The organism is Sphingobium sp. FW305-3-2-15-F-TSA7 (genome assembly GCF_058787155.1).
In genome coordinates, this window is sequence record NZ_JBYSZM010000001.1 from 89,246 (window position 1) to 101,489 (window position 12,244).

The 12,244-nt window shown below is 65.0% G+C and carries 9 protein-coding genes; 4 read left to right on the forward strand and 5 right to left on the reverse strand.

Annotated elements, in window-relative coordinates; translation table 11 throughout:
* Positions 1–10: 10 nt before the first annotated feature.
* From AC3WN8_RS00435 to AC3WN8_RS00445, 3 genes are all read right to left on the reverse strand, one after another.
* Positions 11–652: a CAP domain-containing protein gene (locus tag AC3WN8_RS00435; protein ID WP_492667386.1), complete on the reverse strand. Its 642-nt coding sequence runs from the start codon at positions 650–652 to the stop codon at positions 11–13.
* Positions 639–1,490 carry an alpha/beta fold hydrolase gene (locus tag AC3WN8_RS00440; protein WP_492667387.1) on the reverse strand — a complete coding sequence of 284 codons (852 nt, stop codon included), beginning with the start codon at positions 1,488–1,490 and terminating at the stop codon, positions 639–641. The genes AC3WN8_RS00435 and AC3WN8_RS00440 overlap by 14 nt, the downstream gene beginning before the upstream one ends.
* A 118-nt stretch (positions 1,491–1,608) precedes the next feature.
* On the reverse strand, positions 1,609–2,199 hold the full coding sequence (locus tag AC3WN8_RS00445; protein WP_492667388.1) for a TetR/AcrR family transcriptional regulator: 591 nt from the start codon (positions 2,197–2,199) through the stop codon (positions 1,609–1,611).
* A gap of 172 nt (positions 2,200–2,371) precedes the next feature.
* On the opposite strand from AC3WN8_RS00445, the gene AC3WN8_RS00450 reads away from it, so the two are divergent.
* Positions 2,372–3,301 (forward strand): alpha/beta hydrolase, encoded by a 930-nt coding sequence (locus tag AC3WN8_RS00450; RefSeq protein ID WP_492667389.1) that lies wholly within the window; start codon positions 2,372–2,374, stop codon positions 3,299–3,301.
* A gap of 429 nt (positions 3,302–3,730) precedes the next feature.
* Entirely contained in the window at positions 3,731–4,957 is a 1,227-nt protein-coding gene (locus AC3WN8_RS00455; RefSeq protein WP_492667390.1) for a TCR/Tet family MFS transporter, read from the forward strand.
* 7 nt (positions 4,958–4,964) lie between these two features.
* On the opposite strand, the gene AC3WN8_RS00460 is transcribed toward AC3WN8_RS00455, so the two are convergent.
* Positions 4,965–5,846 (reverse strand): alpha/beta fold hydrolase, encoded by an 882-nt coding sequence (locus AC3WN8_RS00460; protein ID WP_492667391.1) that lies wholly within the window; start codon positions 5,844–5,846, stop codon positions 4,965–4,967.
* A 78-nt stretch (positions 5,847–5,924) separates the two neighbouring features.
* Here AC3WN8_RS00460 and polA point away from each other — a divergent pair, with 78 nt between their 5' ends.
* Both polA and AC3WN8_RS00470 read left to right on the forward strand, forming a co-directional pair.
* The gene (gene polA, locus AC3WN8_RS00465) at positions 5,925–8,687 is read left to right on the forward strand and encodes a DNA polymerase I (RefSeq protein ID WP_492667392.1); all 2,763 of its coding nucleotides are present in this window, start codon (positions 5,925–5,927) and stop codon (positions 8,685–8,687) included.
* A gap of 127 nt (positions 8,688–8,814) precedes the next feature.
* Complete coding sequence (locus AC3WN8_RS00470) at positions 8,815–10,296, forward strand: lipopolysaccharide biosynthesis protein (RefSeq protein WP_492667393.1); 1,482 nt, start codon at positions 8,815–8,817, stop codon at positions 10,294–10,296.
* A gap of 289 nt (positions 10,297–10,585) precedes the next feature.
* Here the strand turns inward: AC3WN8_RS00470 and purH are convergent, their stop codons facing one another.
* Entirely contained in the window at positions 10,586–12,175 is a 1,590-nt protein-coding gene (gene purH / locus AC3WN8_RS00475) for a bifunctional phosphoribosylaminoimidazolecarboxamide formyltransferase/IMP cyclohydrolase (RefSeq protein ID WP_492667394.1), read from the reverse strand.
* Positions 12,176–12,244: the final 69 nt, after the last annotated feature.

Consider the following 12,244-nt stretch of genomic DNA (forward strand, 5'->3'; position numbering starts at 1 on the left):
ATCTTGCGGGTCAGTCGCGGGGCGCCGGCAGCCTGACATCGCCATTGGCGGTTTCGCCGAAATCGATCACGCACATCCAGCGATAGCCGCGATGCGTGCCGCAGGCCGCACCGGCATGGCGCCAGCGCGTGTCGAACAGCATCTTGCGGTGACCGCGCGTCGGCACGGCATCGTCGACGATGAGCTGGCGCACCGCATCCTCGGCATTGTCGGGGCCATAGGTGATCGATTCGCCAACATAGATATGCCCGCCGCGGCGCTGCACGCGAATGCCGGGCGTCGATCCGTCGGGTCCGACATGACCCATGGCGCCCCGGTTGCCCTGGCTCCGCACATGATCGGCGGCGGCGCGCGCGAAGATCGGGCTCGGCAGCAGCGGCGGCAAAGGCGTCTGCCGGTCGAGGAAGCGGATCGCCTCGTCCACCGCCGCGACGCCTTCGTGCGTCAGCAGCCGGTCGTCGCCACCGGGCAAACTCACCACCCTGCCGTCATAGCGTTCGCGATATTCGCGAAGCGACCGGGCATAGTCGCGCGGATCGGCGCGGACGCGGTTGATTTCGGCGACGATCGCGTCGCCATGCTCTTGCGCCGCCGCGGGAAATGCGGTCAGCGCGCCGAGCAGCAGCGCCGCGATCGGATCAGCGCGCGACAAGAAAGCTCCGCACCGCCGCGTTGAACCGGGCGGGCTGGTCGAGCATGACCATATGGCCGCTTTCGGCGATGGGCACGAGCCTTGCCTGTTTCGCGCCACGATAGGCAGCCGTATAGGTCTGGCGTATCTGTGCGGGTGTGAGCGCGCCGCCGGGCGCCGGCGTGGCGAAGGCCACGGTCATCGGCGCCGTGATCCTGGGCAGTTCGGGGGTCAGGTCGATCGCCGCCAGTTCGCGCAGGCTGCGGGCGGTGACGTCGGGATCGCTCGTCGCGCCGCTGCCTCCGAACATCCGCATCAGCGACCCGAAGCTGCGTCGCCCCTCGGGCGTGGCGGTGAACATCTCGGTGAGCCGGTCGGCAAGCGGGCCCCAGCCCTCGGCATTGCCGCCGAGCAGTCCGGCGGGGGCGGGCAGCATGTCGACCACCATCAGCCGGCCGACGCGCGCGGGCCAGCGCGACGCGACCATCATCGCGATCGTGCCGCCCATCGAATGGCCGATCAGCGCGGGGCGGATCAGCCGGGCATCGGCGATATAGCGCGCGATCTCTGCCGCGAGCGCGCCGACAATCTGTCCCTTGGCATTGCCCCCGGCCGGAACGCCCGCAAAACCGGCGATCTGGACGAGATGGCTGCGGCAGCCGGACAGCGCAGCCATCGTGCCGTTCCAGATTGCGCGCGACGAATCGACGCCGTGGATCAGGATCACGTCGGGGCCGGCGCCCTGAACGGTGACGGTCAGCCGGGACGAGGTAAAGGGTGCGGCAGCCGCTAGGCGCGGCATCAGCCCGGCGGCGAGCGTGCCCATCAACAATGTTCGGCGGCCGATGGTTCTTGGCATGTCCATCGTGCTTCCAATGAAGATGGGGCTTTAACACAGGCTGAAGCGGGCCGGCGGTGGCAGTGAAATTCGCCCGACCATCCGTGATCTGGCGCAGGTCCGGATTGGTCGTAGACTCTCAGACGGCGAGGATATCCCCTGTCACTTGTTCGAGAAGATCCAGAAATGGACCGGACTGCAGTTCGGGGATCAGCGCCATTTCGATCGCGGCGCCGCTCGCGAGCGCGTTGACGAGGCGCAGCCGCAGTTCGAATCGATCGATATCGGTCTCGTTCGTCGACAGGGCTTTCAGCTTCGTGTCCAGCGCCCTGGATGCTTTGTGCTGCAATTGCATGGCGGAGCGGACCTTGTCGTTCCGCATCATCTCTGCCGCGATCTCGAGTATCAAAGCCGTTCGGTCCCGATCCAGCATCGTCGAACGCAGTGTCGCGACGAAGCGGGCGATCGCGGCGGCGGCCGTGGGAGGACTGTCTTCGAGAACCTGCGAGAAGCGTTGAAGCTGTTCCTCAGAATCCGCCTCTATGATCGCTTCCACCAGTGCCTCCTTGCTGGGGAAGAAACGGTAGACCAAGCCCACGCTGACGCCGGCCTCCGCCGCTATGTCGGCGACCTTGGTGGACGCAAACCCTGATCGGATGAAGCACGTCCTTGCGGCGTCGAGAAGCTGGGCCCTTCGTACTTCGGGAGCCTCTGTCCGTTTTCGCTTCATTCGACACCTCCGTGCCGCACGATAGCGGGATCGGCGGACCATTCCAATGAATGAGTGATCAATCATTTCAATTGACATGGAAGCATCGAAATACCAGTGAATAATTATTCATTCACTGGTGGAGGTTGAAATGAGCGATGAGGCTGTCGAAAATCCGATGCGGGGCGTGACGATGAACGGCCTTTGGAACAGCCGCTATTTCGAGATGGCGGCCGCCGCCAATGCGGAACGCTATCGCATCTTCGTGGGAGCGCCCAATCCGCCCTTTTTCGGCGGTGCGCCAGATCCGCATGCGCGCCATCCCGTGATCCTGGTCCTCGACGCGAAACTCAATTTCGCGATGGTCCACGCTCAGGTGCAGACGATGAGCGCCCTGGGGCAATTGCCTCCTGCCTACGTCGTCGGCATCGGCTATGCTGGCGACGAGAGCTTCTTCGAAAAGGATGCCTTCCGGCGTCAGGCCGATCTCACGCCGAATCGCGGCGGAGATCGTGAAGCCCTGATGGCCGCCACCAATCGTGCGGACGATATAGTTCATGGCGGGGCGGGGGCGTTCCTCGCATTTTTGCGGGACGAGCTCCTGCCTCTCCTGCGGGAAATCCATCCGATCCTTCCCGACGACGTCACGCTCCTGGGCAACTCACTGGGCGGCCTGTTTCCTTCATGGGTCCTCTTTCACGATCCCGGGTCGTTCCGACGCTATGTGATCGTGAGCCCGGCGCTGTGGTGGAACGACTATGAGATCTGGTCATGGGAAGCGGCCTATGCTGCTCGCCAGGACGATCTGCCTGCACATGTCTTCATCACTTTCGGAGGACTCGAAACGGCCGAGAACCATCGTGCGGGCGTCGAGCGGGCTATCGACGCCGCGCCGCAGGATCTCAAAAAACTGTTGGAAACGACACTTGCGAATTCTGACGCGGCCGGCTGGGTGCTTGGTGCGGAGCTGATCCCGGAGGTCGACGCCAGGTTGAAGCGCCGCGATTATCCGGGCCTGAAATTGACCACCATGATCCTGCCCGACGAAACGCATGAATCCATTCCGGGCGCAGGCTTTTCGCGTGGCTTGCGGTCGGTATTCGAAAGCTGGAAGCCGTGCTGAAGGGCGGTGCCGCACCGGACGGAAGGATGCGGGCACGGATCGGCGGCGACGTCTTCATATGGAAGCCTAATCGCCATTCGTCTTCAAGCCCGGCCGAAGGGACCGCGCTTCCCACACTGGACCGGGCACGTTAAGGGTCCAGACCCATGATTTATGAGGCCGTGACGAGGGAGAATTGGGTTGATGGCTAGGCGCGAGTACGCCGGATAGCATCGCTATCCGGCAATCGAGCAACGACGTCAGGAACCCAATTCCCCCTCGCCCGAAGGGTGGCATCATATCGGGCGATCCGCGGCGTCGGAACGCTTGCACGTGGCGAATGCCACGCGCTACGCGCTCCTCCTGGCGGCTCATCCCGATCTGATACCATCACGCCCTCATAAATCATGGGTCTGGACCCTAAAAGCCGCGCCCCGACGGAGTTCATACATGACGGCCGCATCCCCCGGGCGACGCAATGCCGCGATCGCCTTCATCCTGGTGACGGGTGCGCTCGACGTGATGTCGATGGGCCTCGTCATCCCTGTCCTGCCCTCGCTGATCGAGGAGTTTGCGGGATCGAACGCCAGCGCGGGCGTGTGGAACGGCGTGTTCATCGCGCTCTGGGCGGGCATGCAGTTCATCTGCTCGCCGATCATCGGATCCCTGTCCGATCGTTACGGCCGTCGCCCGGTGATCCTGATCTCGACCGCGGGGCTGGCGGCGGACTGGATGTTGATGGCGCTTGCGCCCAATCTCTGGTGGCTTGCGGTGGGGCGGATCATCGGCGGCATCACCTCGTCCAGCTTCACCACCGTCTTCGCCTATATGGCCGACATCACCGAGCCTGAAAAACGCGCCAAGGCCTATGGCCTGATCGGGGCGGCGTTCAGCGGCGGCTTCGTGCTGGGGCCGCTCGTCGGTGGCGTGCTGGGGGAAATCTCGCCGCGCGCGCCGTTCTGGGCGGCGGCGGCGCTGTCCGGTCTCGCCTTTCTCTACGGGCTGTTCATCCTGCCCGAATCACTGAAGCCCGAAAGCCGGATGGCGTTCTCGTGGAAGCGCGCCAACCCGTTCGGTGCATTGCAGCTGTTGCGCTCGCATCCCGAACTGTCCGGGCTCGCGGTCGTCAATTTCCTGCTGTATTTCGCCCATCACGTCTTTTCCGCGGTGTTCGTGCTCTATGCCGAATTCCGTTATGGCTGGAGCGCGCTCGAGGTCGGCGTGCTGCTCGCGATGGTCGGCGTGCTCGACATGTGCGTGCAGGGGCTGCTGGTCGGACCGGTCACCAAAAGACTCGGGGATCGCGGGACGATGGTGTTCGGCCTGTTCGCCGGATCGATCGGCATCACCTGCATGGGGCTGGCGCCGACCGGCTGGCTGTTCGTTGCCGCGATGCTGCCCAATGCGCTGTGGGGGCTGGCGATGCCGACGCTGCAGTCGCTGATGACCCGGCATGTGTCGGAAAGCGAGCAGGGCCAGCTTCAGGGCGCCAACAACAGCGTGGCGAGTGTCGCTGGCGTCGCCTCTCCCTTGTTCTTCGGCATCGTCTATTCGATGTCGGTAAGCGCCGATCCGGTGCTGCCGCACCCGGGCTCACCCTTTTTCATCGCCGCGCTGATCCTGCTGGGCGGGGCGTTGATCGGTCGCGTGGTGACGCGGCGCGCGGTTGCAGCCTAGGCAGGATTCACTGAGCCAGAAACGCCTTCATCGCGGCGTGAAAGGCATCGCGATTGTCGTACATGATGAAATGCGCGCTGTCCGGCACGCGGACCAGCTTCGCGCCCTTCAACCCGGCATAGGATGACTGATAGGTCGCATCGATCTGCGCGTCGGTGAACGGGGTGCCGGCGGGGGTGACGTAGAGGATCTCGGCGGGCACCGCGATGCGCGGCAATTCGGGGCGCAGGTCGGTCACGACCAGTTCGTGAAAGGTGTTTTCGGTCACCGCCCGGTCGCTGTCGAGCGCGCTTTGCACCACCGCGGGTCGCTCGCCATCGGTCTTCACCATGCCGCCCGTCATCGCTCCGATCGACTTGGCGCGCGCTTCGGCGGTGGCGCCGCGCATCTGCGCCAGCACCGCGTCGGCGGTGGGGCGGACGGTTTCGGCGGTGGTGCCCGGCGGGCCGAACATCATGCCCATAAAGGGCACCTGATCGACGACCATCAGGCGCGAGATCGCGGTGGGGTGACGCGCGCCGATCATCAGCGCGATCGTGCCGCCCATCGAATGGCCGATCACCGCCGGCCGCCTGAGCTTCGATTCGGCGATGTAGCGCGCGATTTCCGACGTCACGCCATTGAGCAGATCGCCTCTGGCATTGCCCTCTGCCGCGGTGCCGGCAAAACCCTTCACCTGCACCAGATGATAGCGATAGCCCGGAACCGCCTCGACCGCATATTTCCATGCGGCGGGGCTGGAGGTGAGGCCGGGGATCAGAATCACGTCGGGGCCCTTGCCCTGCACCGTCACCGTGATTCGGTCCGATGCGAAGCCCTTTGCCTGCGCTGCGACCGGCCCGAACAGTCCCAGGAGCGCGAATAGCGCGAGCAGCATCCGGCGAGTCATGATTTTTCCCCTCGATCGTATGCCACAATAATCTGCGGGGAGTGGCGGCGCCAGCCGGCTTCGGCTATCCCCGCGCGCATGGCCAGCAACCATCTCTATCTCGTCGACGGCTCCGGCTACATCTTCCGCGCCTATCACCGGCTTCCGCCGCTCACCAACAAGCATGGGGAGCCGGTCGGCGCGGTCTATGGCTATACCGCGATGCTGTGGAAGCTCGCCGATGAAGTGCACAAGGCGGACGGGCCGACGCATATGGCGGTCGTGCTCGACAAATCGTCGCACACCTTCCGCAACGAGCTTTACGACAAGTACAAGGCGCAGCGTCCGCCGCCGCCCGAGGACCTGATTCCCCAATTCCCGATGATCCGCGATGCGACGCGCGCCTTTTCGCTGCCTTGCATCGAGGAAGCGGGCTGGGAAGCCGACGATCTGATCGCGAGCTATGCCAAGGCGGCACTGGCACAGGGCTGGCAAGTGACGATCGTCAGTTCCGACAAGGATCTGATGCAGCTGATCGAGCCCGGCCTCGACATGTACGACACGATGAACAACCGGCGGCTGGGTGCCGAGGCGGTCGTCGAGAAATTTGGAGTCATGCCCAAGCAGCTCGGCGACGTGCTGGCGCTGATGGGCGACAGCGTCGACAATGTGCCCGGCGTGCCGGGGGTTGGGCCCAAGACCGCGTCGAAGCTGATCCTCGAACATGGCGATGTCGAAGCGGTGCTAGCCGCAGCGCCCACGATGAAGCCGGGCAAGCTGCGCGACAATCTGATCGAGCATGCCGATATGGCGCGGCTCTCGAGAAAACTGGTCGAGCTGGCCAGCGAGGTGCCCTTGCCCGATCCGCTGGAGGATCTGGCGCTCAAGGGCATTCCGGAGGCGCCGCTGCGCGCGTTCCTCGATCATCACGGCTTCAAGTCGCTGCTGATGCGCCTGGGCACCGTCGCCGATGCGCCGCAGCCCGCGCCCGCATCGACGATCGAACTGCCCGCCGATCCGCCCTGCGATCATGACGCCTATGAAAGCGTCATCGATCTCGACGCGCTCGATCGCTGGATCGCCACGGCGACAGCGCAGGGCTTCGTCGCTTTCGACACCGAGACCGACGGGCTTGGTCCGATGGCGCGGCTGGTGGGGATCAGCCTGGCGACCGCGCCCAACAAGGCCTGCTATATTCCACTCGGCCATGGCAGCAACGACCTGCTGTCCGAAGCGCCGGTGCAGATCCCGACCGATCAGGTGCTCGCGCGGCTGAAGCCGTTGTTCGAGGATCCGGCGGTGCTCAAGATCGGGCACAACGCCAAATACGACATCAGCATCCTGGGGCGTCAGGGCATTGCCGTGGCGCCGATCGATGACACGATCGTGATGAGCTTCAATCTCGATGCCGGCCTGCACGGCCATGGCATGGACGAGCTGGCAGCGACGCATCTCGACCATAGCTGCATCGCGTTCAAGGATGTGGTCGGCACCGGCAAGTCGCAAAAGGGCTTCCATGAAGTGCCGTTGCGCGAAGCGACGCGCTATGCCGCCGAGGACGCCGACGTCACGCTGCGGCTGTGGCGGCGGTTGAAGCCGCGCCTTTCGCCCGAGCATGTCACCCGCGTCTACGAAATGGTCGATCGGCCGCTGGTGCCGGTGATCTCGGGCATGGAGCGCGCGGGCATCAAGGTCGATCGCGAGGAGCTCGCACGGCTGTCGGCCGAATTCTCGGGACAGATCGCCGAGCTGGAGAAGGAGATCCACGCGATTGCCGGCGTGCCCTTCACCATCGGCAGTCCCAAGCAGCTCGGCGACATATTGTTCGACCGTATGGGGCTGAAGGGCGGCCGCAAGGGCAAGTCCGGCGTCTATTCGACGGACGTCAACGAGCTCGAGCGCATCGCCGGCGACAAGGATGGCGGCCCGGGCGTCGAGATGGTGCGCAAGGTGCTCGACTGGCGCCAGCTCTCCAAGCTCAAATCGACCTATACCGATTCGCTTCAGGCGGAGATCAAGCAAGAGACCGGACGCGTCCATACCAGCTATTCGCTGACCGGGGCACAGACCGGCCGACTGTCCTCCAACGACCCCAATCTCCAGAACATCCCGATCCGTAGCGAGGCGGGGCGGCGCATCCGCGAGGCGTTCGTCGCCGAGCCGGGCAATGTCCTGCTCTCCGCCGACTACAGCCAGATCGAGCTGCGGCTCGCCGCGCATATGGCGGACGTCCCGCAGCTTCGCGAGGCGTTCCAGCGCGGCGACGACATCCACAACATGACCGCGCAGGAATTGTTCGGAGAGGTCAATCGCGACACGCGCGCACGCGCCAAGACGATCAACTTCGCCATTCTCTACGGCATCTCAAGATGGGGCCTGGCCGGCCGGCTCGAGATCGCGCCGGACGAGGCGCAGGCGATGATCGATCGTTATTTCGAGCGTTTCCCCGGCATCCGCAACTATATCGCCGAGACGCTTTCGAGCGTGCGCGAATGCGGTTTCACCACCACATTGTTCGGCCGCAAGACGCATTTCACGCGGATCAAGTCGAGCGTCCAGCACGAGCGGCAAGGGGCCGAGCGTGCCGCGATCAACGCTCCGATCCAGGGCACCTGCGCGGACATCATCAAGCGGGCGATGGTCCGTATGGGCCCCGCATTGCTCGACGCTGGGCTGCCCGAAGTGAAGATGCTGCTCCAGGTGCATGACGAACTCGTATTCGAGCTGCCCGAGGGCGACGTCGACAAGGCAAAGCCGGTGATCGAGCATGTCATGGCGACTGCCGCCGCGCCCCTGGTGACGCTGTCGGTGCCGCTGGGCGTGGAGATCGGCACCGGTCACAGCTGGGGCGCCGCGCATTGATACGGGGTTCGACGCCCTTTTCCTGTCGTTCCCGCGAAAGCGGGAATCCAGTGCGGTATTTGATACGGCAAAGTGGCGGACACGCCGATCTGGATTCCCGCTTTCGCGGGAATGACAGGGTTCGGCGTTGACCGCGCCCACCGAAAGCACCGAGGATATCCAGGCGCTCGCCAAGGGCGGACGGACGAATTTCTTCGGCTTCCTGCTGCGCCTTGCCGCGCGGCTGCCTTTCCTGTTCATCGCGGGGCGCTGGTATGGGGCGGATGCGCTGGGCCGTTTCGCCTATGCTGTGCTCGTCATCGAGTTCGCCGCGCAGATCGCGACTTTCGGGCTGAAGCGCGGGCTGGCCGAACAGCTTTCCAAGACCGACCGGCCGCATGTCCATGTCGTGTGGGATGCGTTGCTGGTGGGTGGACTCGCCTCGGCGGTCGTCGCCGGCATCCTGATGGTCTTTCCCCAGGCGATGTTCCCGAACAGCCAGATCAACGGGCTGGAACTGTTGCTGCCGCTGACCATCTTCGCGCTGGTCGGTTCGGATCTGACGCTGGCGGCGCTGGCCTATCGTTTCGATATCGGGGCGACGGTGCGGGCGCGCTCGGTGATCGAGCCCTGGACGATCAGCATCGCCGCATTCGGCTTCGCTTTCTATTCCACGCGCGACGGTCTGATCATCGCCTATGCCGTGTCGATGGCGGCGGCGCTGGCCGCGTCGCTCTGGCCGTTCTTCCGCAGCTATGGCGTGCCGCATGGCTGGCGGCCGCGACCGGCGCCGATCTTCCGGCTGATGCGGCAGAATATGCCGCTCGCCGCCGCCGATGCGGTCGAATGGGGATCGCGCCGGCTCGACCTCGCCATTCTCGGCCTGTTCGTTTCGCCCGCGATCGTCGGCATCTATTATGTCGCGCAGCAGGTCGCGTCGCTGCCGCAAAAGCTCAAGACCAGCTTCGATCCGATCCTGGGCCCGGTCATCACCCGCAATCTGGAGGCGGGCGACCGCGCGGCGGTTGCGCGCCAGGTGAGCCAGGTCGGTTTCTGGATCATCGCGGCGCAGGCGGGCATCGCGCTGGCGCTCGGCATTCCCGGCGAAGGCGTGATGGGGCTGGTTGGCCCCGGCTTCGTCGGTGGTGTCGGCGCACTCGCTTTCCTGCTCGGCGCCGAAGTCGTGGCGGCAACCGCGGTCGTCAGCGAATCGGCGCTGATCTATGTCGCGCGTCATCGCAACATGATCATCTCGCTGGTGATGATCCTGATCCAGGCGGTGTTGAGCGTCGTCTTCATTCTGGCGATGCAGGAAATGGGCTGGCCGGCGCTCTGGGTCGCGGCCGGCCCGCCGCTCGCCTTGTGCTGCGCGCTCGGTCTTGCCTCGATCGTGAAGGCGCGGCTGCTGTCGCGGCTGCTAGAGGCACCGGTCAATGGCTGGCGCTGGGCGCTGGTCTGGGCTGCTGTGGCAGCGGGAATGGTCGGCTATCTCGCGACGCAGCTTCCCGAATGGCTGGAGCTCGGGGTCGGTATTCCGGTGATCCTGGGTGTCTATGGCTATATCATCTGGACGCGCGGCTTCGGCCCTGATGACCGGGCACTGTTCCGGATGAAGGAAAAGGCGGTTTAGCCGCGAGCCCCTGATGTGCGTTGCCCGCAAGATGCCAGCCTTCGCTGGCATGACGGTTTAGTGTTCTGGAACAACGCCCCAAAGTCCGTTCGTGTCGAGCCCTTCGACTGCCCGCCAGGGCGGGCGCTCAGGATGAACTTCGGCCCCGTGGGCCGAAGTCGGGACACGCGGCGCGGACTCCAACGTCCCTCGACTTCTCCGCGAAGCGGAGAAGTTCATCCTGAGCGCCTGCCTTGGCAGGCAGTCGAAGGGCTCGGGACAAGCGGTGGAATTCAGCCCGCCAGGCCCCTCAATGCCGGAAGTGGCGCATGCCCGTGAACACCATCGCCAGGCCCGCTTCGTCGGCGGTCGCGATGACTTCGTCGTCGCGGATCGATCCGCCTGGCTGGATGACGGCCGTCGCCCCTGCCTCGACCGCTGCGAGCAGCCCGTCGGAAAAGGGGAAGAAGGCGTCCGACGCGACGGCCGAGCCGATCGTCCGGGGTTCCGCCCAGCCATAGGTCTCGGCGGCTTCCTTTGCCTTTACCGCTGCGATCCGCGCCGAATCGCGGCGGTTCATCTGGCCGGCGCCGATGCCCGCGGTCGCGCCGTCCTTGGCATAGACGATCGCATTGGACTTGACGTGCTTGGCAACGGTCCAGGCGAACAGGCAGTCGGTCAGTTCCTGCTCTGTCGGCTGGCGCTTGGTCACGACCTTCAGCGCATCGCGCGTGATGCGGCCATTGTCGCGCGACTGGAGCAGCGCGCCGCCCGCGATGGTCTTCAGCGTCATGCCGCCGCGCGCCGGATCGCCGAGCGGGCCGGTGAGCAGCAGGCGGAGATTCTTCTTCTTCGCAAATACCGCCAATGCGTCGGCATCGGCCTCGGGGGCTGCCACCACTTCGGTGAAGATGCCGGAGATCGCTTCCGCCGTCGCGCCATCGAGCGGACGGTTGACCGCGATGATGCCGCCGAACGCCGAGACGCTGTCGCATTCCAGCGCGGCCTTATACGCTTCGATCAGCGTCTCGCCGCTGGCCACGCCGCAGGGATTCGCATGTTTGACGATCACCACCGTCGGCGGGCCTTCGCGGAATTCGGCGACCAGCTCGAGCGCGGCATCGGCATCGTTGAGATTGTTGTACGACAGCTCCTTGCCCTGGACCTGGCGATGATCGGCAAGCGATCCATTGGGTGCGAAGGCAGGCAGATAGAGCGCGGCGGACTGGTGCGGATTCTCGCCATAGCGCAGCGGCTGGCCGAGGCGGAACGGCACGGTCAGGCGCGGCGGGAAGCTTTCGCCCTGATCGGCAAAGGCGAACCAGGATGCGATCATCGAATCATATTCGGCGGTCGCGGCGAACGCCTTGGCGGCAAGCCGGCGACGGAAGTCGAGCCCGGTCGCGCCGGCCTTCGCGTCGAGCGCTTCGGCCAGTTCGGCATAGTCGGCGGGATCGGTGACGATCGCGACATGCGCATGGTTCTTGGCGGCGGAGCGCACCATCGACGGGCCGCCGATATCGATATTCTCGATGATCTCGTCACGTTCCGCGCCCTTGGCGACGGTCTGCGCGAATGGATAGAGATTGACGACGACCAGATCGATCGCGCCGATGCCATGTTCCTCCATCGACGCGACATGCGCGGCATCGTCGCGGACGGCGAGCAAGCCGCCATGGACCTTGGGGTGCAGCGTCTTGACGCGGCCGTCCATCATTTCGGGAAAACCGGTCAAGTCGGAAATGTCCATCACCGCGAGGCCGGCATCGCGCAACGCCTTGGCGGTGCCTCCAGTCGAAACCAGCTCGACGCCGTGGCGCGCCAGGGTGGCGCCCAGCTCGGCAAGGCCGGTCTTGTCCGACACCGAAAGGAGGGCGCGGGTGATCTTCACGTCGGTCATCTTGGATTCCTGAATTGTCCCGAATCCGTTCGGGCTGAGCATTCCGAAGCCCTGTACTTCTTCTTTCCC

Excerpts from the sequence above, each read along its gene's own strand:
- AC3WN8_RS00440 (WP_492667387.1), bottom strand. The coding sequence starts at position 1,490 with ATGCCAAGAACCATCGGCCGCCGAACATTGTTGATGGGCACGCTCGCC.
- AC3WN8_RS00450 (WP_492667389.1), top strand. The coding sequence starts at position 2,372 with ATGAACGGCCTTTGGAACAGCCGCTATTTCGAGATGGCGGCCGCCGCC.
- AC3WN8_RS00445 (WP_492667388.1), bottom strand. The coding sequence starts at position 2,199 with ATGAAGCGAAAACGGACAGAGGCTCCCGAAGTACGAAGGGCCCAGCTT.
- AC3WN8_RS00460 (WP_492667391.1), bottom strand. The coding sequence starts at position 5,846 with ATGACTCGCCGGATGCTGCTCGCGCTATTCGCGCTCCTGGGACTGTTC.
- polA (WP_492667392.1), top strand. The coding sequence starts at position 5,925 with ATGGCCAGCAACCATCTCTATCTCGTCGACGGCTCCGGCTACATCTTC.
- purH (WP_492667394.1), bottom strand. The coding sequence starts at position 12,175 with ATGACCGACGTGAAGATCACCCGCGCCCTCCTTTCGGTGTCGGACAAG.
- AC3WN8_RS00455 (WP_492667390.1), top strand. The coding sequence starts at position 3,731 with ATGACGGCCGCATCCCCCGGGCGACGCAATGCCGCGATCGCCTTCATC.